The 22,557-nt window shown below is 60.6% G+C and carries 19 protein-coding genes and 4 pseudogenes; 11 read left to right on the top strand and 12 right to left on the bottom strand.

All coding sequences use genetic code 11. The annotated features are described in order from the left end of the window. Nucleotides 1-93: 93 nt before the first annotated feature. Together AB4Y35_RS36940 and AB4Y35_RS36935 are read left to right on the top strand one after the other, a co-directional pair. Nucleotides 94-291 (top strand): annotated as a pseudogene (locus AB4Y35_RS36940) (inorganic phosphate transporter); the annotation flags it as partial. A 209-nt stretch (nt 292-500) separates the two neighbouring features. Further along, nucleotides 501-6,023 carry an AAA family ATPase gene (locus AB4Y35_RS36935; protein WP_368708314.1) on the top strand — a complete coding sequence of 1,841 codons (5,523 nt, stop codon included), beginning with the start codon at nt 501-503 and terminating at the stop codon, nt 6,021-6,023. A 180-nt stretch (nt 6,024-6,203) separates the two neighbouring features. Here AB4Y35_RS36935 and AB4Y35_RS36930 read toward each other — a convergent pair whose 3' ends face one another. Then, nucleotides 6,204-6,368, bottom strand: coding sequence for a hypothetical protein (locus AB4Y35_RS36930; protein WP_368708395.1), 165 nt, complete (start codon nt 6,366-6,368; stop codon nt 6,204-6,206). Between AB4Y35_RS36930 and AB4Y35_RS36925 the strand changes: the two genes are divergently transcribed. Beyond that, nucleotides 6,333-6,569 carry an alpha/beta fold hydrolase gene (locus AB4Y35_RS36925; protein WP_368708313.1) on the top strand — a complete coding sequence of 79 codons (237 nt, stop codon included), beginning with the start codon at nt 6,333-6,335 and terminating at the stop codon, nt 6,567-6,569. The two genes, AB4Y35_RS36930 and AB4Y35_RS36925, sit on opposite strands and share 36 nt — an antisense overlap. Before the next feature lie 61 nt (nt 6,570-6,630). Here the strand turns inward: AB4Y35_RS36925 and AB4Y35_RS36920 are convergent, their stop codons facing one another. Then, on the bottom strand, nt 6,631-6,993 hold the full coding sequence (locus AB4Y35_RS36920; RefSeq protein ID WP_368708312.1) for a BON domain-containing protein: 363 nt from the start codon (nt 6,991-6,993) through the stop codon (nt 6,631-6,633). Nucleotides 6,994-8,676: 1,683 nt separating this feature from the next. Between AB4Y35_RS36920 and AB4Y35_RS36915 the strand changes: the two genes are divergently transcribed. Further along, nucleotides 8,677-8,898 (top strand): hypothetical protein, encoded by a 222-nt coding sequence (locus AB4Y35_RS36915; protein WP_368708389.1) that lies wholly within the window; start codon nt 8,677-8,679, stop codon nt 8,896-8,898. Here the strand turns inward: AB4Y35_RS36915 and AB4Y35_RS36910 are convergent. The 7 genes from AB4Y35_RS36910 to AB4Y35_RS36880 all read right to left on the bottom strand — a co-directional run bounded on the left by AB4Y35_RS36910 (nt 8,810) and on the right by AB4Y35_RS36880 (nt 13,931). Further along, entirely contained in the window at nt 8,810-9,592 is a 783-nt protein-coding gene (locus AB4Y35_RS36910; RefSeq protein ID WP_368708311.1) for an inositol monophosphatase, read from the bottom strand. The genes AB4Y35_RS36915 and AB4Y35_RS36910 overlap by 89 nt on opposite strands. Before the next feature lie 100 nt (nt 9,593-9,692). Then, complete coding sequence (locus tag AB4Y35_RS36905) at nt 9,693-10,727, bottom strand: hypothetical protein (RefSeq protein ID WP_368708310.1); 1,035 nt, start codon at nt 10,725-10,727, stop codon at nt 9,693-9,695. A 69-nt stretch (nt 10,728-10,796) separates the two neighbouring features. Continuing rightward, nucleotides 10,797-11,435 (bottom strand): FMN-dependent NADH-azoreductase, encoded by a 639-nt coding sequence (locus AB4Y35_RS36900; protein WP_368708309.1) that lies wholly within the window; start codon nt 11,433-11,435, stop codon nt 10,797-10,799. Between the two features lie 279 nt (nt 11,436-11,714). Continuing rightward, nucleotides 11,715-12,494, bottom strand: a complete 780-nt coding sequence (locus tag AB4Y35_RS36895) for a substrate binding domain-containing protein (protein ID WP_368708308.1) — start codon at nt 12,492-12,494, stop codon at nt 11,715-11,717. Continuing rightward, nucleotides 12,410-12,709, bottom strand: coding sequence for a LysR family transcriptional regulator (locus tag AB4Y35_RS36890; RefSeq protein WP_368708307.1), 300 nt, complete (start codon nt 12,707-12,709; stop codon nt 12,410-12,412). Before AB4Y35_RS36890 ends, AB4Y35_RS36895 begins: the two co-directional genes overlap by 85 nt. Before the next feature lie 294 nt (nt 12,710-13,003). Beyond that, nucleotides 13,004-13,438 (bottom strand): carboxymuconolactone decarboxylase family protein, encoded by a 435-nt coding sequence (locus tag AB4Y35_RS36885; RefSeq protein WP_368708306.1) that lies wholly within the window; start codon nt 13,436-13,438, stop codon nt 13,004-13,006. A 61-nt stretch (nt 13,439-13,499) separates the two neighbouring features. Then, nucleotides 13,500-13,931, bottom strand: coding sequence for a GNAT family N-acetyltransferase (locus AB4Y35_RS36880; protein WP_368708305.1), 432 nt, complete (start codon nt 13,929-13,931; stop codon nt 13,500-13,502). 101 nt (nt 13,932-14,032) lie between these two features. On the opposite strand from AB4Y35_RS36880, the gene AB4Y35_RS36875 reads away from it, so the two are divergent. Together AB4Y35_RS36875 and AB4Y35_RS36870 are read left to right on the top strand one after the other, a co-directional pair. Next, nucleotides 14,033-15,445 carry a PLP-dependent aminotransferase family protein gene (locus AB4Y35_RS36875; RefSeq protein ID WP_368708304.1) on the top strand — a complete coding sequence of 471 codons (1,413 nt, stop codon included), beginning with the start codon at nt 14,033-14,035 and terminating at the stop codon, nt 15,443-15,445. Between the two features lie 190 nt (nt 15,446-15,635). After that, nucleotides 15,636-16,850 carry an NAD(P)/FAD-dependent oxidoreductase gene (locus AB4Y35_RS36870; RefSeq protein WP_368708303.1) on the top strand — a complete coding sequence of 405 codons (1,215 nt, stop codon included), beginning with the start codon at nt 15,636-15,638 and terminating at the stop codon, nt 16,848-16,850. Here AB4Y35_RS36870 and AB4Y35_RS36865 read toward each other — a convergent pair whose 3' ends face one another. After that, nucleotides 16,851-17,408, bottom strand: coding sequence for an Rrf2 family transcriptional regulator (locus tag AB4Y35_RS36865; RefSeq protein ID WP_368708302.1), 558 nt, complete (start codon nt 17,406-17,408; stop codon nt 16,851-16,853). Between the two features lie 64 nt (nt 17,409-17,472). Between AB4Y35_RS36865 and AB4Y35_RS36860 the strand changes: the two genes are divergently transcribed. From AB4Y35_RS36860 to AB4Y35_RS36845, 4 genes and pseudogenes are all read left to right on the top strand, one after another. Beyond that, the gene (locus AB4Y35_RS36860; RefSeq protein WP_368708301.1) at nt 17,473-18,825 is read left to right on the top strand and encodes an NAD(P)/FAD-dependent oxidoreductase; all 1,353 of its coding nucleotides are present in this window, start codon (nt 17,473-17,475) and stop codon (nt 18,823-18,825) included. Nucleotides 18,826-18,840: 15 nt separating this feature from the next. After that, nucleotides 18,841-18,918: pseudogene (locus tag AB4Y35_RS36855) on the top strand (hypothetical protein); the annotation flags it as partial. Nucleotides 18,919-18,953: 35 nt separating this feature from the next. After that, a complete protein-coding gene (locus tag AB4Y35_RS36850; RefSeq protein WP_368708300.1) occupies nt 18,954-19,175 on the top strand; it encodes a hypothetical protein in 222 nt (73 codons plus the stop codon). Nucleotides 19,176-19,355: 180 nt separating this feature from the next. Further along, complete coding sequence (locus tag AB4Y35_RS36845) at nt 19,356-20,243, top strand: urea transporter (protein ID WP_368708299.1); 888 nt, start codon at nt 19,356-19,358, stop codon at nt 20,241-20,243. A 358-nt stretch (nt 20,244-20,601) separates the two neighbouring features. Here AB4Y35_RS36845 and AB4Y35_RS36840 read toward each other — a convergent pair. Both AB4Y35_RS36840 and AB4Y35_RS36835 read right to left on the bottom strand, forming a co-directional pair. Continuing rightward, a pseudogene (locus AB4Y35_RS36840) lies at nt 20,602-21,312 on the bottom strand (IS4 family transposase); the annotation flags it as partial. Next, nucleotides 21,219-21,812: a transposase DNA-binding-containing protein gene (locus tag AB4Y35_RS36835; RefSeq protein WP_368708298.1), complete on the bottom strand. Its 594-nt coding sequence runs from the start codon at nt 21,810-21,812 to the stop codon at nt 21,219-21,221. The pseudogene AB4Y35_RS36840 and the gene AB4Y35_RS36835, both read right to left, overlap by 94 nt. A gap of 245 nt (nt 21,813-22,057) precedes the next feature. On the opposite strand from AB4Y35_RS36835, the pseudogene AB4Y35_RS36830 reads away from it, so the two are divergent. After that, nucleotides 22,058-22,354 (top strand): annotated as a pseudogene (locus AB4Y35_RS36830) (transposase); the annotation flags it as partial. Nucleotides 22,355-22,557: the final 203 nt, after the last annotated feature.

Raw genomic sequence — 22,557 nt, 5'->3', positions numbered from 1 at the left:
GGGGACCTCTTTTGGAGCGTCGGCCTACGAACCAATTTAGGGTATGCCGAGGACAGTCACAATCCCACCTTTGGATTAGGTATGAGTCGACACTCTTTCCGCACTCAACAAAATCACGCGACCCAATTCATCCCAACCTGGGTCAAGGTGGCCGTCGCCATTGCGTTGAGCCTCGGCACAATGGTCGGCTGGAAGCGCATCGTCGTAACCGTCGGTGAGAAGATCGGCAAGCAGCACCTTACATATGCGCAAGGTGCATCTGCCGAAACCGTCGCGATGCTGACGATCGGTTTGGTGCAAAGCTAACACCTGCTCCCCAAAAACTTTCTGCAATTCTTGCGATCCTCAACGGTCACCGGCCGAACTTCGCTGGCCGCGGGATGCGGGACGCGAATCGTGTCGCGCAAGCGCTCCGCTCGGGCCGGACCTGTTTCGCCTCAAAGAGCGGGCTCCTTTATAATTCGTCGCGTGTATTCTGACGCTTTGGCGCAGGGCGATGGATGAATGCGACCCATGGTTACGGCGAGATGGTCAACGGCCTCGAAACCTTGTGGGAGGATGGCGAGCGCGTCTTCAGCCGGGTGCGGCGGCCGGCCGACAGCGGCTACGAGACGCGACTCATTGCGCGGCCCGCCGTCGCGCAGCCCTCACCCGCCAGCCTGGATCGGCTCGCTCACGAATTGGAACTGAAGGACGAACTCGATGGCGCGTGGGCGGCGCGGCCGCTGGAACTGGTGCGCGAAGGCGGTGGGACGCTGCTGGTGCTTGAGGATCCGGGCGGTGAGCCGCTCGAGCGGCTGCTCGGCGCGCCCATGGCGGTGGGCATTGCTCTGCGCCTCGCCGTCGGCATCGCCGCTGCGCTGGGCAAGCTTCACCAGCGCGGCCTCGTCCATAAGGACGTGAAGCCTGCCCATATCCTCGTGAACTGCAAGGACGGACAGCCGCGGCTGACCGGCTTCGGCATTGCCTCGCAGCTGCGACGCGAGCGAGCCGCGCCCGAGCCGCCCGAGACCCTCTCCGGCACGCTTGCCTACATGGCGCCTGAGCAGACCGGGCGCATGAACCGCTCGATTGACGCCCGCAGCGATCTCTATGCCCTCGGCGTCACGCTCTACCAGATGCTCACCGGTTCGCTGCCGTTCACCGCAACCGATCCGATGGAGTGGGTGCACGCCCACATCGCGCGAAAACCGGTGCTGCCCAGCGAGCGGTCACGCACTGTCCCGGCTATGGTTTGTCGCATCGTCATGAAGCTGCTCGCCAAGACGGCCGAGGAACGTTACCAGAGCGCCGGCGGCGTCGAGCGCGATCTGCGGCGCTGCCTCGCCGAGTGGGAGGCCCAGGGTGACATCGACGACTTTGCACCCGGTCAGCAGGACACGCCCGACCGGCTGCTCATCCCGGAAAGGCTCTACGGGCGCGCCAATGAGGTCGAGACCTTGCTGGCCTCCTTCGATCGCGTCGTCAAAAACGGCGCGCCGGAGCTGGTGCTGGTCTCCGGCTATGCGGGCATTGGCAAGTCCGCGGTCGTCAACGAATTGCACAGGGTGCTGGTGCCGCCGCGCGGGCTCTTCGCCGCGGGCAAGTTCGACCAGTACAAGCGCGACATCCCGTATGCGACGCTTGCTCAGGCTTTTCAGGGCCTCGTGCGACCGCTTCTCGGCAAGCGCGACGCCGAGCTTGCCGGATGGCGCGACGCCTTTCTCGAGGCGCTCGGGCCGAACGCACGGCTGATGGTCGACGTCGTGCCCGAGCTCAAGCTCATCATCGGCGAGCCGCCCCCCGTCCCTGAGCTTGAGCCGCAGCAGGCACAACGCCGCTTCCAGCTGGTGTTCCAGCGCTTCATCGGTGTCTTCGCCCGGGCGGACCATCCACTGGCGCTCTTTCTTGACGACCTGCAATGGCTCGACGCGGCTACCCTGGATATGCTCGAGGACCTGTTGACCCGGTCCGATCTGCAGAACCTCATGCTGATCGGCGCCTATCGCGACAACGAGGTGAGCCCCGACCATCCGCTGAAGCGCAAGCTCGAAGCCATCAAGGCTAACGGTGGCAAGGCCACGGAGATTGCGCTGGCGCCGCTCGGGCAAGCGCATCTGCAGCAGTGGCTTGCGGACGCGCTTCACTGCGAGTCCGCACACGCCGCACCGCTCGCGCAACTGGTCCACCAGAAAACTGGCGGCAATCCGTTTTTTGCCATTCAGTTCCTGTCGTCGCTTGCCGACGAGGGCATGCTCGTCTTTGACCACGATGTCGGCCGCTGGTGCTGGGATCTGGAGCGCATTCACGCCAAGGGATATACCGACAACGTCGTCGACCTCATGGTCACGAAACTCACGCGCCTGCCGGCCGAAACACAGAAGGCATTGCAGCAACTGGCGTGTCTTGGCAACAGCGCCGGGACGGCGACGCTCTCACTGGTCCTCGGGACGCCGGAGGACCAGGTGCATGGGGCGCTCTGGCCCGCCGTCCGGCTGGAACTTGTCGAGCGCGGTGCGGCCAGCTACCGGTTTGCCCACGATCGCGTTCAGGAAGCCGCGTATTCGCTGACCGCCGAAAGTGAGCGGGCCAGGACGCACCTTCGAATCGGCCGGCTGCTGGCGGAGCACACGCCTACGGGCAAGCGTGACGAGGCGATCTTCGAGATCGTCAATCATCTGAACCGCGCAATCCCTTTGATTACGTCACGCGCGGAGCGGGATCAGCTCGCCGGGTTCAACCTGATCGCCGGGCGGCGCGCCAAGGCTTCCACCGCCTACGCCTCGGCGCTCAAGTATCTGGTCGCCGGCGTGGCGCTCGTGGGCGACGATGGCTGGGCTCGCCTGCGCGAGCTCATCTTCGCGCTGGAGTTGCACCGGGCCGAATGCGAATTTCTGACCGGTGCACTGGCGGCGGTGGACGAGCGTCTGATGGCACTGGCCGCCCGCACGAGCGATCCGGTGGAAGCTGCGCGCGTCGCGTGTCTGCGCATGGACCTGCTCGTGACCCGCGATCAGAGCGGCCGCGCGGTCGCCGTCGGTCTCGAATACCTCCACAAGCTGGGCATCGAATGGTCGCCGCATCCGACGGAAGAGGAAGCGCGCCGGGAGTACCAGCGGATCTGGTCCGCCCTCGGAGACCGCCCGCTCGAGGCACTGGTCGATCTGCCCTTGATGACTGACCCAGCATCACTCGCGACCCTCGATGTTCTGGCCAAGCTCGCGGTGCCTGCCTTGTATCACGGTCCGAACCTGCTTTGCCTCGTCACCTGTCGCATGATCAATCTGAGTCTCGAACGCGGCAACGCTGACGCGTCCTCTTTCGCCTATGCGTCGCTCGGCTTGATCGCCGGGCCGCGCTTCGGCGACTACGAGACAGGATATCGATTCGGCCGGCTCGGCTACGAGCTGGTCGAGCGGCGCGGGCTGAAGCGCTTCCAGGCCGCGACCTATCTCCTCTTCGGAAACCTCGTCCTGCCGTGGAAGCGGCCTGTCCGGGCTGGCCGTGAACTGCTGCGTCGTGCGTTCGAGGCGGCCAATCGAAGCGGGGACCTGAATTTCGCGGCGCACTGCTGTAACCAGCTGAATACGAACCTGCTTGCCGCCGGCGATCCGCTCGAGGAGGTGCAAGGCGAAGCCGAACGGGGTCTCGCGTTTGCGCAGAAGATGCGATTCGGTGCCTCCATTGACGTCATCAGTGCCCAGCTCGGCCTGGTACGGACGCTGAGGGGGCTCACGCCGGTGTTTGGCCGCTTCGACGATGCCAATTTCGATGAGCTGCGGATCGAGCGCCGCTTCACGGAGAACCCGGATCTGGCGATGGCCGAGTGCTGGTACTGGATCCGCAAGCTGCAGGCGCGGTTCTTCGCCGGCGACCATGGTGCGGCGGTCGATGCCGCCTTGCGGGCGCGACGGCTGCTTTGGGTGTCGCTAACCTTCGAACTGGCCGAATATCACTTTTACGGCGCGTTGTCTCGCGCGGCCTCATTCGATATGGCAACGGCTGAGGAGCGACAGGTTCATCTGGAGGCGCTTGCTGAGCATCAAGGACAACTCGAGGTTTGGGCAGCTATTTGCCCGGAGAATTTCGGGAATCGCGCGGCCCTCGTGGGGGCGGAGATCGCCCGGATCGAAGGCCGAGCGCTCGATGCCATGACGCTTTACGATCAGGCGATCCGCTCGGCCCAGGCAAACGGCTTTGTGCACAACGAGGCGCTTGCCAACGAACTGGCGGCGCGTTTTTTTTCGACGCGAGGTTCTGAGAAAGCAGCGCGCGGCTACCTGCAGGATGCCCATGACGCTTATCTGCGTTGGGGAGCACATGGCAAGGCGCGACAGCTTGAACAGTGCTATCCCAATCTCAAGCCCTATGCGGACCATTCGCGCAAGACGGCCACACCCGGAACGCCAATAGAACAACTGGATCTTGCTACCGTGCTGAGCGTCTCACAGATCGTGTCGGGTGAAATTGTGCTCGAGAACCTGATCGAGGCGCTGATGCGCACCGCAGTGGAACACGCGGGTGCGCAACGCGGCCTGCTCGTGCTCCCGCGGGGTGCCGAGCGGGGGGGCGAACTGCGGATCGAGGCGCAAGCCGATACCGACGGCAGCTCGGTCACGGTCGCGCTGCGCGAGGCACCGATCTCTGCCGCCGAGCTTCCCGAGTCGATTCTCCAGTATTGCGCGCGTACCCAGGAGAGCGTGATCCTCGACGATGCCTCAGCCCGAGGCGCGTTCTCCAACGACGAGTACATTGCCCGCGTGCAGGCGCGATCAGTCCTCTGCCTGCCATTCGTCAAACAGGGAAGACTGATTGCACTGCTATATCTTGAAAATCACCTCGCTGCCAGTGCCTTTACCCCGGCACGGATTGCGGTCCTGAAGGTACTGGCTTCGCAGGCTGCGATGACGCTGGAGAACGCCCGTCTGTACCGTGATCTCGCGGAACGCGAAGCGAAGATCCGGCGCCTCGTCGACGCCAACATCGTCGGGATCTTCATTGGGGATTTCGACGGTCGGATCCTCGAAGCCAATGACGCGTTTCTCCGTATCGTCGGATACGACCATGACGATCTCCTGGCGGGACGTCTACGCTGGACGGACCTGACACCACCGGAGTGGCTCGAGCGCGACAGAAGCGAGTGGGTGCCGGAGCTGAAGAAGACGGGGACAGTACAGCCCTACGAGAAGGAGTACTTCAGGAAGGACGGCAGCCGCGTGCCCGTGCTGCTCGGCGGTGCGATGCTGGAAAGCGGGACTCAAGGTATCGTGTGTGTGCTCGATCTGAGCGAGCGCAAACGGGCGGAAGCGAATGCACGCCAGATGCAACTCGAGCTCGCGCATGCAAACCGCGTCACGGCGATTGGGCAGCTCGCGGCCTCGATCAGCCACGAAATGAAGCAACCGCTCGCTGCGATCAATGCATCCGGCGCTGCTGCGCTGCGCTGGCTAGGCCGGGAGCAGCCGGCAATCAGCAAAGCATGTGAAATGCTGGAATTGGTCGTGTCTGAGAGCACGAGAGCAGGGGAGATTATCCGGGGCATTCATGGCCTGGTAAAAAAGGCCCCGACGTGCAACGAGATCCTGCAGATCAACGAGGCGATTCGCGAGGTCATGGCGCTCACGTCGAGTGAAGCCAAGAGAAGCGACGTCTCGGTACGGCTGCGGCTTGCAGAGGACTTGCCGCTCATCAAAGGCGACCGGGTGCAACTCCAACAGGTGATGCTGAACCTGATTATCAATGCCATTGATGCGATGAGCGCCGTTGACGATGGGCCGCGGGAATTGACGATCAGCTCCGCCATGCATGAACCGGGTGCCGTCCTCGTGACGGTGCGCGATTCCGGGCCGGGTGTCGCTCCCGAGCACATCGAGCGCCTCTTTGAGCCTTTTTATACGACGAAGGCTAGCGGGATGGGCATGGGACTGTCGATCTGCCGCTCGTTCATCGACGCACACGGTGGCCGGTTGTGGGCGAGCGCAAACGTACCCCGCGGTGCCAGCTTTGAGTTCACGGTGCCCGTCCATCCGGCTGTTTCAGCGTAAGCCGGCCTTGCATTGCGGGGTGCCCTTGAGTTTCGTGCAGATTTCCGGTTAGGCACACCTATGCCTGGCGCGGGTCTGCCTTGTGGCCCTGTATAAATTTCGTTTCAAATCAAACGCCTGCTGACTACCCCTGCGGTTTCCCATTGCGTGGATGGCTGTAGCAGTCCAGCGGTTTGATCCTCACGCCGTGATGAAGGACCGAAAGACCAGCTTCGCGCCGAAGTACGAGCCCACCTTCGCTGCGTTCTCCACGAGCTTTTCGCGCTCGATGATCGCCGGATTCGCGAGCGCGGCGGCGGCGCACACCGGGTGGCCCGAATAGCGTTCGGCGTCCCGATCACGCACGCCGCGTTGAGAACGAAGCCGAACTGGGCCCTCGTGGCGACCGCGGACCGCGCGATCAACCCCGATCTGGAGCGCTTCATGACCCAGCGCGCTGGCAGCAAGACGGTCGAGATCAACTCGAGCCACGTGGCCTACATGTCGCATCCGGCCGAAGTCGCGAAGCTGATCGAGCAAGCCGCAGCGCAGTCCAGCAAAGAATGACGAAACCCGGCTCGCCGCCTGGCCACGGCATTACGCCAGGCGGCCTGCTGTCGCGGTGTGTTCAGCCATTGCCGCCGTGAAAGAGCGTGAGCTTGTTCGTGACAGAATTGACGCCCTGCACCGAGCGCGCGACTTGTTCGGCCTGCTGGATCTGGTTGCTATCGCGAACCGAGCCGCTCAGCGTTACGGCGCCGTCTTTCGCGTGAACGAAAATTCCGGAGACATCCAGCCCTTGCGCTTTCGACAATGCGCGCCGGACGGCATGGGAGAGCGCGCGGTCCGCCTTCTTCCCGCTGGGAGCCGCCGCCATCGCGCCCTGAGACATCGATGCGTCCGAAGGCGCATTCGCGGACTGGGCATGAGACACGCCCGCAAAGATCAGCAGAACAGACGCACACAGGGCACATCGCAGATTCGATTTCATGGCCAGCTCCTATAGTTGCCGCGCAGATCGCCATCGCGCAAAGTGCAATTCGGCCGGCAAGCCGAAATGGTTACGCCCGCCGCGATGAATATTGCATCGCGATCTGAAAACGTGCTTATAGGGCGTCCGGGTGGACGCCAAATCAGTCGCCCTTGCGGTGCGCTGCGTGACGCGCCAGAAAACGGTCGAGTTGCCCGGCAAAGGTCTTGCTGTCGCGCGCGTCATAAGGAGCCGTGCCCCATCGGCCCGTGCTCCTGCGAGCCGCGCGCGATCACGTCCCAGACCTTCTCGCCCACGATCACGCCCGAAAGCGGCGCATGGGGTATTCGTCCTTTTCGTGCATTTTCTGGCGGTTTGCACGAGAAAACGCTTTCAGATCAACCAGTTGAAAAACCGTCAAGTTGCAAAAGCGTGTGAGGCCGCTCAGCCTAGCTGCAAGCGGCTTCTAACGCCGTTACCGCCAGAAAATTCACGAAAAGGACGAATACCCCGATCAGCATGACAATTAGAACGTTCTAATACACGTAAGATATCAGACAACAAAATCGCCGCCAAATTGGTGTTTACCAGACCATCAACCACTGATATATCGCCGATTACTGCGCTCCCACTGTGACGCTCATCGGCATTTTGTGATATGTTGTCGTACAACTACCGGCATGCATGGCGCGAGATCAGAGTTGACATCGCCCCACCCGCCCGCAGGACGCAACAGCCGGCGTGCGCAGTCCACTACCACCTTGCATCCGGGGCTAGCTTCCACTGACGACGGTCGAGGTTGACTTGGGCCGCAAAAGCGATGAACGAGCAGGGGCGCCCACTCGGCTGTACCGGATGGCCGACGGACGGCGAGAGATTCGATTCAGGCAAGTACAGCGACGATCCGTTTGCGCTCGCGCCTGGATTAGGACAGAGCCTGGATCATCGTTCGGCGCCTCCCGCAGACGCACAAAGCGCACAACCGCGGGCGTCTCATAAGCGGCGCAACTGGTCCCGCGCCGGCGCGTTATAGACGACGGTAACCGAGGGCGCCCGCAAAGTGATGCCCATCATTTCCAGCCTGATAGACACCACTTTGCACAGTGTGCGGAGAAGAAGCCGGGTTCCCGAACGAGGCGCCCGAATTACACCCGGGCGCTTCCTGAACGACTACAGCAGCCGCTTGCGAGCCTGGCATCAGTCGAAAAACTGGTCGCGACAATGGCATCAACGCAAACATCCTGTTCACCTTGCGGCGGCGATATCTGCAAGGCTCGACGCACAGCGTTTCGAAACGCTACCAGAACTCGTGACGCGGCTGGCGAAACTGGCCATGGCCCGCGAGAACGTGACGCCCGGTTGCCATCGATGTTGTGTAGCATCGGCTCGCCTCCCCGGGGAGTCGGGCGTGTTTGGGAGCCCGTCGTACTGGCGTGAGGGGATCCTCTGTACGCGAGATGAGTTCCTGTGGCTCGTGTCGGGGATTCCGGGATAATGCAACGCGGCGGACGGTTCGTTCGTATGCCAGCCTTGCACACCTATGCATTCTGGATAGCCAACTCCTCTTTCGAAAAAACTTGACTAAATGAAATTAATTTGATGAACATATCATGGCGACCACCACGGGAGATGATCGGTGGCAGAAGAAAAAGTACGTCCGAGGCGGCATGCCGGGGCACCCGTTGAACTGTCTCAACGTCAGCAATCGCTTTCTGTTTTTTTGAACTCAATAACGCGATTCAGCGAATGACCACGCCGAAGGGCGATAACGTACCGCGCCGCTCGCTCGCCGGGATTTATCACAGCGTTCTGCGCGAATGGCGCGAAACATGTCGCATCAAGGGTTCAGCAAAGTTTCCATCCATCCACGAAGTCCCGGCGCGCATGCGATCACCTGATTGCCCTGCGCCAGACATTCTTGCGTGAGGAAATCATTGACCCAGCCACCGGCCTCTTCGACGATCAGGACTGCCGCCGCCGCGTCCCATGCATTGATATGCAGTTCGCAGTAAGCATCCTGCCGCCCCATGGCCACATAGGCAATTCCGAGCGCGCCAGACCCACGCCGCTTCACACCTGCGCCCAGCGAATGCAACTTCTCGAGAACCTTTGCATACGGTTCGAATGGAACACGCGACGACCACCCGAGTTCGACAACCGACTGCCGTATATCGGCTATCGTCCTGACCTCAATTTTTTTCGCATTCACGGTAGCGCCGTGTCCTCGGCGTGCAGCAAATAACTCGTCGAGCATTGGGTCGTACAGCACACCAATCTCCGCCTTGCCGCGTCGGACAAACGCAATCGACACGCAAAAATACGGAACGCCGCGTGCGAAATCCGCAGTCCCGTCGATCGGATCGACGATCCAGACGTCATCGCTCATCTCGCCGCCACTTTCTTCGCCGAAAAAACCGTCGGAGGGAAACGATTCAGCCAGTCGCGCCGCAATCAAGCGCTCGGCCTCAGCGTCCGTTTCGGTCAGATAGTCTTGAGGACCCTTGAACTCGAAACTCAATGCGTCGTCGCGAGCAAGGAAACGCTTACGTATCAATTGCCCCGCCTCTCTGGCGATCGCACACGCAACCAGGAACCGCAGATTCATCGATGTGTTGCCCATGAAATCCTCCATTGATATACACACGGCTTCTCGCGCCTCTCACAGCTGCAAGGTGCTTTGCGCAAAAGCATCCTGCCTGAAAGCCCCCGACCGCGATACCCTATATCCTCACATCGCACATTCCCGCGGCAATGGCCACAGCTATCACGCCACCCACGGTAACGCCGGCAAACCAGATCCTGGTTACGATGCGCCGGTCCACACCATGAGCGTTAAGTACGACTCTTAAACCTGCAACGAGGTGCCCCAGTACGAAGAAGACGCCAAGCGCATAATGCGGAAGCAAGCGAACGTTCCACGGGTCATGAATAAGACCTGTTGGGGCGCCAGTTGCAAAATTCCAGTCGGTCGGAATACCAAGATACCAACGCGCATAGATAAAAACCGAGTTCATATGCCCGAGAATGAAGAGGGAGAGATAGGCACCGGACGCGATCTGGAAAGTACGAAAGAAATCGTGCCTTGTCTCGCTCCAGCGCCAGGTCAGGTAGAGTCCGCTAACGATCTGGAACAGGAAAGCGGCGACCAGCACAGGCTCGACGAATCTGGCCCGATAGACTGACCTGCCGACCTCCATGACCGCGGCATGCGTGCTGGAGCCGATCAACCCGGCCAGATGATTCCCCAGATGGAACAGTACATAAACGCAGAGGATCGCGGCACTCGCGCCGTGAGCGATCCGCCACTTCCCAAGCCGAGGCGTGACTCCAGAGCATGTTTCGCTGCCAGCAAAGCGGAACGCAGACAGGACTGCCGCGAACCATATGACACACCAGAGCCATTGATCTGGGATGGGACTGCTCAGCAGGGTCTGCACAACGCCGAGGAAGACATACAAGGTCGGCGCGACTACGCTGAAGTAGGCAAGGCGACGAAAACCGGTATGGATGAGCGGCCGGCATGCGACAGCAATACCAAGAACGGGGACAGTAAACGAAAGCAAAAGCACGAGTGCTGCAGCGGCGATATCGGATGCTCCCGGTTTCGACCCTGGGGACCCGACAATCCCATGAAAAAGCATTAACAGGAAGGGGTAGCCTGCCGCCGCCAATGGTGCAACGAATACCGTCGGGTCAATGCCGCGTATCGCCGGGCGCCCGGTACCGCTAATGGTATTCTCATTTCTGGTGAACATTGTGTGATCCGGGAATATCCGTCGTTTCGTCAATTGATTTGACAGCGTAGAAGTGTCATACACGACCAATTACCTGGCGCAATTTCGCAGACCAACGTCGATCCCCGTCGTATCCATTTTCGCGACCAGCGCATCGCAATGCGTAGCCAGCCTGTCAGTGTCGAGGAACGCTGTTCCCTGAAGGGGGAAAAACTGCAGGGATTTCAACCCCACGCAGCCAAACGCAGCCCTCAGATAAGGGATAAGGAAGTCTGGCTGTTTCGCCCGGTCGCCGGTAAAGACTCCTCCAGAAGCAATACCGATATAAACCGGCTTGTCCTGTAGCAGGCCGATTTTCTCCCCTGTCGGCGAGGCACCAATCGTACGGCCCATCCGGAGAATCTGGTCGATCCAGGCTTTAAGTACAGAAGGCACAGTGAAATTATTCATTGGCGTCCCGAGGACAACGATATCCGCGGCCTCAACTTCCCCGATCAACTGCTCCGACAGGTGCGTAGCCTCGTCCGCCTGCGTGGAAGCCAGCGCACCTGGCGAAGACAAGGCCATTGCGTAACCGGCCTCCGTATGGGGAATGGGGTTCCGACCCAGATCGCGGCGCATGACGGACGCATCGTGATGCATGGCGAAAAGTCGTGCGACGATCGCAGCCGAAAGTTTTCGGCTATGCGAGTCTTCTCTTGGACTGCAATCGATGTGCAGAATTTTCATGACACCCTCTCCAGTGGCTTTATCCCGATTGGTGGCGGGAGCGCCGCAACTCGGTTGGACACAGAATTTCCAGTCCGCTTCATATAACAGCGACCACAATTATCGCTGTTACGCTTTTCAAATCTCTTGAATATCCTCGGTTTGTTCAGGCAACGGAAACCTGCATGACGAGTACAAGCCTCCCCGATCTGAAACCCGACACGTAGACCGTCATCGTCGCGTTATTCACGCACACAGCCGGCTCGGCCGAACATGTGATAGGGCAACGTGCCCAGGCACTCAGACATTTACGCTGCGCCCATGCGCCACAAACCTTCCACCATACTCGCCGGGGGCTGAAGCGTTCGAACCCGTTTTCCAGACACCATCCGCGCCGGCCTCTCCAGCCACGTACGCACGCAGACATTCCAGCCATGTCCTGATCTTCGCGTCCAGATACTTTCGTGAAGCGTACACAGCGTAAATGGTCATGCCCTGCAGTTCGAATTGGGGCAGCACACGGACGAGTTTGCCGCTCGCAAGCAACGGCACCGCAGCGGGCATGGGCAGCGGCCCAATACCCGCGCCATACGCAAGCGCGCTTGCGAGTGCTTCTGGAGAGTTCACACGCAATCGCCCCGGCGGTAATGCGATTTCCATCGAGCCATCAGGACCTGAGAACTGCCAGCGACTGACCGGAAAATACGGCGTGACAAGCTGCAGGCAGGTATGCGTGGCCGGATCGTTCACGTCCCGTGGCGTGCCGGCGCGCCTGATATAGGCGGGCGAAGCACACAGGACACTGGGCATCGTGCAGATACGCGTGGAGACGAAGGCCGAATCGGGCAACTGCGTGCTTGTGACCTGCAAGGTCACGTCGAAGCCCTCATCGATCAAATCCGGTGTCTCCTGGGAAAGCTTCAGATCGGCGCGGACATCGGGATAGACCTCCAGATAGCGAACCAACGCGGGAACCACATAAGCCTGACCAAAGCTCAATGGCGCGTGAATACGCAGCACGCCCACCGGCAAAGACTGCGCCGCACGGACTTCGACTTCGGAGAGTTCATCAGCGTGCAAATCTCGCCGCAGCGCTGTAAATACCGGTTACCAGCCTCCGTTATCGCGACGCGACGCGTCGTGCGGTGCAGTAGCCTCGTGCGCAGATGAACTTCCAGATCCGCAATGGCACGCGAGGCCTGTGCGGTGGTGATCTCCAGTTGCCGGGCTGCAGCGGTGAAGCTCGCGGCGTCCGCTACCCGCTTGAAGATTCTTATGCTTCGCAGCAGGTCCATGACGCTTCCAGGTGATTGATTTTCCGGCCTGCGCGCCCGAGCTTGCCGGGCCACCCGGCGTCATCTTCAGCGAAACGGCTCAACACAGGCATGGGACTCTCTCTTGCTTCCACACGGGAAGTATATCCCATAACTCCGATTCATGTAGTCGCTGTTTACTGGATCCTCGCCACGAGATTATCGGACTTCGCGCTGGCAGACTGGCGCGCATGCTCGAGATCGTCCATCACCGAACAACCATTCCGCAGCGCAAATGTATTGCAGGTAGATCGTCCGTGAGCTGCGCGCCATTCGTTATTGCCGCATTCCGATCGCCAGCCTGTTGAATGCGCTCATCAATGCAATGGCGAAACACAGATCCGAAATTTCGACATCGCTGAAATGCGCCTTGAGGGGCTCGTAGTCCTTGTCCGGTGCATGGGTCTGGTCCACGTGCGTCAGCGCCTCCGTCCAGGCCAGTGCCGCACGCTCGCGTTCGGCGAAATACTCGCTCACATGCCATCCCGAGAGACTGTCCAGCTTGCCATCCGGCACGCCACCGGCGCGCAGCACCTTTGCATGCATTTCCAGGCAGTAAGCGCAGCCGTTAATCTGCGACATGCGCAGCCAGACGAGCTCGATGAGCTCTTTGCCAAGGCTGCTTTTCTCCAGAGCGACTTTCGTCGCGGCGAACCCACGGTAGGCTTCGGGCGAAAGGGTGTGATAAGGCAGACGTTTTGGGATACTCATAAACAGGCTCCAGCAACAAGGGAAACTATTGGAACGAGGTCGAATTCGTGCCGCGCGCGACCTATAGCGACTGGCGGAAATGCATGCCGGTCGCCAGAAGACCCTGACGGAAATAGAAGCGTTGTCCCAGCGAATTGCCCAGCCCAGTGTCAAGGACAAGGTTCGCACAGCCTTGCCTGCGTGCTTCGTCGCGCAAGGCATCAATCAGCCTGGCACCAAGGCCATGGCCGCGCGCATCGGAGGTTGTAATCAGGTCATCAATGTAGAGGAAGCGCCCGTAAAGCAGGTTTTCCTGAAGGCGGTAGCCCGCCAATGCCTTAACCTGATCGCCTTGCCACGCAGCCAGCAGGCGATATCCCTGTTCGGCCTGACGACGCACTTGCGCGGAGAACGTGGCGGCATCGGTCAGATGCGGGCGCAATTCGCGCATGACGCCGAAGGCAGCCTGATAGTGCTGATCGGCGTCAATGAGACTCAGTCGAAAGGTGCTCATGGGTGTCCGTGTTCGTTGTCTATCCGTTCAGGCCATAATTTAGGGCAATCATGGCCTACTCGACAGGGCCAAAAACTGACTGAATTAATGGGACATTGCCAATGGATTTGCACCTGAAGCCGAGCGGCGAGCAAGATGCGCCGATCTACCAGCAGTTGTATTGGCGCTACCGGGAAGCGATTGCTACCGGCAAGCTCCAACCCGGAGATCGCGTGCCGTCCGTGCGCAGCCTCGCCAGTGAGCTGAACCTGGCACGTGGCACGGTCGAAATGGCCTACCAGATGCTGGCTAGCGAGGGGTATTTCGTGACGCGAGGCGCCGCGGGAACCATTGTTTCCCCCCGGTTAGCGAACCTGACCGATAGGGGCACGGCCAGGACGGCCGTTCATCCCGTTCACGAGCCCTTCCGTCCGAAAGCCGTATCGGGTGACGTGCCGCCATTCCAGCTCGAACTACCCGCACTGGATGCGTTCCCGCGGAAGATATGGGCGCGCCTGGCCGGACGCAATCTGCGCAGCCTGGAAACGGCGGCCATGACTTACCCCGACCCCGCGGGATACGCCCCACTGCGACGCGCCATCTCGACCTATCTGGAGATCTCCCGGGGTATCACGTGCTCGCATGAGCAGGTATTCGTGACGGCGGGCTACCGGGGCGCCCTTGAACTTATGTGCCATACCGTGCTACAGCCGGGAGACCTGGGCTGGTACGAGGACCCGGGGTACATATACGCCCGGGAGTACCTGGAACGGGCGGGAATGCACCTCGCACCGGTGCCTGTCGATGATGAAGGCCTGGACATCGCACTGGGTCAGCAAAGCGCCACGCGGGCGCGCTTTGTCGTGGTCACGCCCACCCACCAAAGCCCCACGGGGGTGGCCTTGTCATTGCCACGAAGACTGGAACTGCTGGAGTGGGCAAAGTACCAATGTGCATGGATCATCGAAGATGACTATGACAGCGAGTTTCGATACCACGGCCACCCTCTGCCTGCGCTAAAGAGTCTGGATCGTAATGGACGGGTTCTCTACACCGGCACATTCAGCAAGGTACTGTTTCCCGGCCTGCGGCTAGCATATCTGGTCGTTCCCGAGGCGCTCGTCGGGAGGTTCAGGGATGTGGCAAACCATCTTCCCGGCTCCGGTTCCATATTGCCTCAGGCGATCGTCGCTGACTTTATGGCGCAGGGGCACTTCGCCCGGCACTTGCGCAAAATGCGCTTTCTCTATGCAGAACGGCGAGGCTATCTGATCGATGCTCTGGCACAAACGGTTGGACGCCTCCTGCATGTCCAGCCGCAGGCAGGAGGCATCCACGTGCTGGCTCATCTTCCCCTCCGGCGAAGCGACAGGCGCCTGTCGGCGGAGGCTCAAGCCGCAGGGCTCGCTGTCGAGGCATTGAGTCGCTGGCGGATGCGCAAATCGCCGCACGGCGGCCTGTTGATGGGCTTTGCCAACTTTGCAACCGCCGAAGAAGCTGCCGCAGCCGTTCGGCGTTTGCGAAGCGTACTGTAAGCCGCGCAGCCGTCTCTCTGGCCAGAGCGTGCGGCAAATCCTGTGTGAATGGCCGATCTCGGATCCCACTGACTGGGTTTCCGGTTGGAAAAAAAGCTTGCACACCATAACTGCGACACATAGAATCGTAGTTATCGGCACCCGTGATGCCGCCCCTCACTTGCGATCGTCCAATCAGGAGCAATCAAACATGAAACAACGCATTCTCGTTATCGGCGCCGGCTTTGCCGGCTTGTGGAGCGCTCTGGCTTCGGCGCGTCTGCTCGACATGGTTGGGCGCACCGACGTGGAAATCGCCCTCGTCGCACCCGAGCCCACCCTGCACGTCCGCCCTCGCCTGTACGAACAGAACCCCGGCAGAATGAAAGCCCCTCTGCTGGATCTCTTCAAGACCGTCGGCGTCCAGTTCATTCAGGGCAAGGTGGAACATATCGACGTCGAGAAACGGAAAGTGACCGTTGAAGGCAGCGGTGCCGACACCTCGCGCCAGGAACTCAGCTACGACCGCCTGGTGCTGGCAGCTGGCAGCCGCCTGTTCAGCCCGCCGATTCCCGGCCTCACGGAGCATGCGTTCAACGTCGACCAGATCGCCGACGCAACGCGGCTCGAAACCCATCTGCATGGCCTGACAAACCGCCCCGTACGCGCCGGGCGCAATACGGTGGTGGTCGCCGGCGCCGGCTTTACCGGCATCGAAACCGCGGCGGAAATGCCCGCCCGCCTGCGCGAGGTTCTCGGCCAGGATGCGGACGTGAACGTCATCATGGTCGAGCGCAACGATGCGATCGGTCCGGACCTCGGTCCCGGCCCGCGGCCGGTCATCACGCAGGCACTGACCGAACTGGGCGTGAAATGGAAGCTCGGCTCGGGCGTGGCGTCGATCGACGCGCAAGGCGTGACGCTGGAAAGCGGCGAGCGCATCGAGGCCGACACCGTCGTCTGGACCGCAGGCGCCCGCGCGAATACGCTCACCGCGCAGATCCCCGCCGAGCGAGATGCCTTCGGACGTCTGCATGTGGACAGCAACCTGAAGGTCAAGGGAGTTGATGCCGTGTATGCGACAGGTGACTGCGCCCGTGCCGCCACCGACGATGAAGGCAACCACACGATGATGGCCTGCCAGCACGCAATCAGCCTGGGCCGCTCGGCAGGCCACAACGTGACGGCAGACCTGTTGGGAGAAGAGCCCATTCCGTACTGCCAGCCCAAATACGTGACCTGCCTCGACCTCGGGCCGTGGGGTGCGGTTTATACGGAAGGCTGGGACCGCCAGGTCAAGCTGACCGGCGTCGAGGCAAAGAAGCTGAAGACGGAAATCAACAGCGTGTGGATTTATCCGCCAAGCGGCGCCGACCGTGCCGCAGCACTGGCCAGCGCGGATCCGCGCCTCGTTGTGGTGGCCTGATCAGACACGCTTGCGGCTGCGGCCGCTTGCCGGTTCGGCTTTTTCGCCGCGCCGGTTAGTGGCCCGATCGGACAACCATTGCACGACTTGCGTACCGTAGGCGGCTGGAGCCTTGTCTTCGGTGCGCTGGGCGAGATCGGCCAGCGTGTGCCGCTTGAGCTCCGCGCGCATGGCCTTCTCCGCTGTCTGCATCACCGCGTGGATCGAACAGACACCGCGCGTGGCCCACGCCGGTACCTCGTCGCCAAATACCGCGCAGCGGGTACGGATTTCTCGGCAATCGAACAAGGCTTTCTCCCCGTCGATAGCGATTACCACGTCATGGACAGTGATGCGACTGGCAGCCCGGGCCAGCCTGAAACCGCCCTTGATGCCCTCGGTGGAGACCACGAGCCCCGCTTTCGCGAGTTTCGTAAACAGCTTCGCCAGATAATCGGCAGGAACGCCCTGCAATTCGGCGAGATCGCGCACACTCGCTTCTGCGGCGCACGCGTCGGAGTGGGTCAGATACAGGAGGCAATGCAGACCGTATTCGACCCCAGAACTGATATGGGACATACTTAACCAGGATTCATTAAATCGTAGTTAAAAGTCTATACGAGTCCCTGCCCTGGCACAAGCTGTGCCAGCTTTGACCTGGCAGCGACTGGGCAACCTGTGCTACTGGGGGCAATTTCCGGTTGACAACGGTTTAGTTTCAATATTTTTTATCCAGAAGATCATCATGAAGAGAATATTGATAATTGGCGGCGGATTTGCCGGCTTGTGGAGCGCCCTGGGGGCCGCGCGCAAGATCGACGAACAGAACATGAACCCGGAAGTCGAAGTGGTGCTGGTGAATCCGACGGCCAATCACAGCATTCGGGTTCGGAATTACGAAGAGAATCTCGAGGAGATGCTGGTTCCTCTCGAAGATGTGCTCGATCCGGTTGGCGTCGAATGGATGAAAGGGGAAGCGACGGACATCAATCCATCGGAGAAGCGTGTCACCGTGAAGGTCGACGGCAATTCCAGATCGATCCCCTACGACAAGCTCGTATTGGCATCAGGAAGCCAGCTGGCTTACGCGCCGATTCCCGGTCTCGCCGACCATGCGTTCGACGTAGATACCTACGCGGGAGCGAAGCGGCTGGAACAGCACCTTGAAAAGGTCGTGACTTCCGGAAAGGTTGGGAGTCTGACCGCTGTCGTAGTTGGCGCCGGCCTGACTGGAATTGAAATCGCGGCCGAATTGCCCGGCAGACTGCGCAGCCTCGCTGCATCTCGTGGAGATTCCCCGATCGACGGTCCGCACGTTCACGTGATCCTCGCGGATCGCGCGCCGGAGATCGCTTCGGCCATGGGCGGTGCGCAACCTGTCATCGAGCACGCACTCACCGAACTTGGCGTCGAGTTGATGCCGGGCATGGAGCTTCGGGCGGTGGACAGCAAAGGGCTGACACTCGCCGATGGAAAGCGAATCGAAACATCGACGATCGTGTGGTGCGGCGGAATGCGTGCGAGTGCCTTGACGAAATGTCTTCCTGTCGAACACGACGCGTTCGGTCGCGTTCCCGTGAACGCATACATGCAGGTCGAAGGCATCCGCGACGTATTTGCGTCAGGCGACGCGGCGCGCGCGCTTTTCAATGGTGGACATGCGTCCGTCATGTCTTGCCAGCACGGCCGCCCAATGGGGCGATTCGCCGGGCACAACGTCGTTTGCGACTTGCTCGGTCTGCCCATGTTGCCGCTGGACATCGACTGGTATACGACTATCCTTGATCTTGGTCCGTGGGGTGCGGTCTACACCGAAGGCTGGGACCGCAGGCTGGCTGCGCAAGGGCAGCAGGCGAAGAAAGTGAAGAAGACAATCAATCGGGAACGCATTTATCCCCCACTCACCAGGGATCGCGCTGCCTTAATCGACGCGGCGGCCCCGACCGTACAAGCTCCCCCGCCAATTGGCGCACAAACTAGCTGGAGTGGGGAGTAGAACGATAGAAGAAGCATTTCACTCCAGAAGCAAGCTGCACGGCAGATCCAGAAAGCCAGAATCACGGTTCGCCTGGCAGAGTTCGCGTGGTCGCAACTCGAGCCAACCGAAGGCAATTTCGAGTTCGAATGGCTCGATCAGGCAATCGCAGCGCCGGCGCCGGCGGAATCTCGGCAGAATTCTTTGATGCGGTGCTCAAGGCCGTTCATGCGCACTACGTGCTGGGCCAGACTGCCACGCCAGGACGACGCGACAGCCAACTGCCCATGATGTTCATGCTGTGCGGGCCAAGCAGGCGACGCATCAATGAAAATCCACGTATCCTACGCGCGCTTCTGGCCGGTGGTTGAGCCACTCTCGCGGGCCCCGCGATGCAGTCGGGATAATAGTAGGATTACTCCGGCGAACTAAAATTCCTGTTTTTCGCCAGATCGATGCCGGTCGTTGTAATTTCCGTGGATGCCCGAACTGGCCCAGTGGTCTTAGGGGTGTCTGTCCGATTGCTTGCGCCATCCAACCCTTCCCGCACCATGCACGGCACCCCGAAAGCATTCATCGCGCTTCGTACGTTATTGCGCAGCCTCGGCCAGGTCGTATTGCAGCCGAACGCAGTCACTGGCGCATGCATGTTCGCGGCTTGGCTCGCCTGCGATCGGCGGCTCGCGTTCGCGGCGTTGCTGGGCGCGGTCACAGCAAACATCGGCGCGGCGGGCGCCGGTCTCGACGCCCACGACTCGCGTATCGGACTGCATGGCTTCAATGGCGCACTGGCCTCGCTCCTTGCCTTTACGTTCATCCCGACTAACATCACCGCGACGGCGATCGCCATTCTGGCCTCGACGGGTCCTGTCTGTCTGCTGGGACCGTGGACGCGCTGGTTGCGCTCGCACGGCCTGTGCGCTTACTCGAGTCCCTGTTTGATCGCGACGTGGATCTGGTTACCCGCCGTGAATACCGTCACGCCTGTGGCACCAAATTCAACTGCTCATGCCTTCACGCTCACGAACGCTACCTCTGTCGTCCTCGCCGGGCTCGCGCAGACGGGGTTCGCGTCAGGTGCTTTATCAGGGTTATTCGTGCTGGCCGGGATTGCCGCCGCGTCGCGCCGGGCCGCGTGCTGGGCACTTGCTGGCGCAGCCATCGCAAGCGGCTCCCAGTTGCTGCTCGATGCGGGCGCGACGTCGTTCAGTCTCAGCCTGTCAGGCTTCAACGGAGCGCTGGCCGCGCTCGCGCTGGCCGAATGCGGGGTGATCGCAACACTCGGTGGCATCGCGCTGTCCGTTGCCCTGCAGCAGCTCGCGGGCCACTATGGCTTGCCGGCACTCTCCGCACCATTTGTCGTGGCGGCGTGGGTCGTGCAGTTAGTGAATCGCCGTCTGCGCGCCGCCACCGTGGGCTTGTCTTCCTCACCGCCATGACGGGCAGCAAGATAACCGGTTTGTCGGCTCTGGTTGAAATTGACCCGATTCGACAGGCGGATTTGCGGTCAGCGTACGCATTCTTGATCGTATTGTCGGCCTCGCGCCGCTCCGGCAGGACGGCTCGCGTCGGACAGGGTTGAACCGCCCCGCGTTTCCCCTCAGGATTACCCACAAGTAATGCAATCGTGCTATTCGTTCTGCCTGAATATTCGGTACATCGTTGTAATTTCGTGCAGAACAAGAAAGCCACGCCAGATGACGGTAAGACCCGGCGGATGATCACGCTTTCGGGCGAGATGCCACCGAGTCTTGCGATCCACAAAATGACCTGTGCGAGTGATGGCAGTTCATCAGGAATTTCGGTACTACCATGCGTACGGCAGTAGAGGGCCTGCCACTCGATTGGCTGCAGCAGAACTTCGCATGACAGGTTTCCATCAAGCCGTGCAAGCAGCATGGCGTACAGGATTCTCCAGCTTACTACGGCGAACAACGCGGTAGCGCGTACAAATCGTTCGACATTGCCAAATTGGCGGGCTTGAATGCGACAGCCGCTTTTAAGCACACGATGCCACGATTCAATTGTCCATCGGCGTGCATACCATGCCAGACGCTCGAGGGCCTGTGCTTGCGTATAAGTAGGTACCGAAGTCAGCAGAAGCCATTCCAATGGCTCTGCTCCTTTGTCTTGGTTGGTTTCCAACGCATGAATCGCAAATACTTCAATTTCAGGAAGCTTCTCGCGACGACGATTTTGCGGCGGACGAAGGCGTACGGGCATGCATCGCACAACCAGCCGTGCGGTGCGTGCCTGCCGGTTTTCGCGTGCAGGCACTTGCAGTTGCGTTTCTCCAAGCACTGGGGAGGCCAGCACAGTTTCCCACAAGTATCGATCGGGGTGCGCAACGCGTCGGTTCCACGACGCGCGCACCAGCCAGTCGACACCGGTAGGCCGCGGTGCTGGGAACACATCTATACATCGCCTTCGCGATCGCTCACGCCGATGACTTGCGTGTGCGGGCAGTGTGTCTTGAGTATGCCCAATTGCTCGATACCTTCGAGCCATTTCGCGCTCTCTTTCTCTTGTACGCTTCGTTGTCCGCGCAGATGTTTCTTGCCCAACTCCTGCGGCCTACGTATCCAGGTCGTCATGCCAATCACGCCGAGTGGTAGCCCCTCAGGCGTGAGCGTAAGCAGACTGTGCATCAGGAAACCACGAACGTGTGGATCGGAGCCATACCCCAGACCTTCCGTTGCCCGCAGATGAGACAAATTGAACTCGGTGGTGTCCTGAACCGCAAGTACGACCGGCACCTGCTGCATACGACACAGCGTTTGGCCGATGTGCGCACCCAGCACACCATCGACATCCACCTGCGAGTTATCGAAAAACCGATAAGCCGCCTTTAGCTCAGAAACACTGAACGATTGCGGAAAAGAGCAATGCGGGCTCATCGAAAGTCTGCGTGCCAGCGTCACGAGCCGTCTGGTCAGGCGAGCGTCGCCAAGTTCGGCAGCACCAAACTCTTCACTTGCCCAAACATCGAGGTCAGGAGTGTCTGTCAACGCCTAGCATCACGGATCATGAATCGGTCCAAAGTTAACATCCACCGTCTTCGTTTACGAGCCATCCCATCGCAGAATTACGAACAATTTGTGGGTAATCCCGAGGGAAAACCCGGGGCGGTTCACTTCCCCTCCTGCTGGCGTTGATGAATACTCGACACTCCATCATGGCACTTTGATGCCGACATTCGCGGCTTCCGCCGCAGCCTCGGGACGGGGAGGTCCCTTTCATTCGATTACCCCATCTTGGCCTCGTCCCCCGACAGCATTCCTCGGGTGGCAACCAGCGTCTGGCCCACATCAGTAAAAGGGGTGACCCGTATTTGCGAACCCTGCTGATTCACGGCGCACGCGCGGTGGTCCGTATGTGTCAGGGAATCCAGCGACGCGGATCTACCGCGATCGATCCCTGGTTGGAGCATTTGTTGGCCCGCAAGCATCCAAACCAGGCGGCCGTGGCACAGGCCAACCGGAATGCACGCATTGCATGGGCGTTGCTCGCAGGCAACCGCGCGTACCGCTCGCCAGTTACCGCGACATGAGCAGTGTATCGAATCGTTCGAAGTCCTCTCCTCACACGACGGTTGCACAAGGCAAGCATGCATGATGGCGATACAGGTCAGACCTCGGTGAGCAAAGCCTGATAGTCGGCCCGGGCATCAAGCCCGATGTTCAAATGAGGACCTCACTGTCAGCGGGCGGCGTTATAGAGCCAATCCGGGGGCGGCGTAATCGGGCCACCTGA

The organism is Paraburkholderia sp. EG286A (assembly GCF_040965375.1).
Classification (GTDB): Bacteria; Pseudomonadota; Gammaproteobacteria; order Burkholderiales; family Burkholderiaceae; genus Paraburkholderia.
This window is presented reverse-complemented; position numbering and strand designations above follow the sequence as displayed.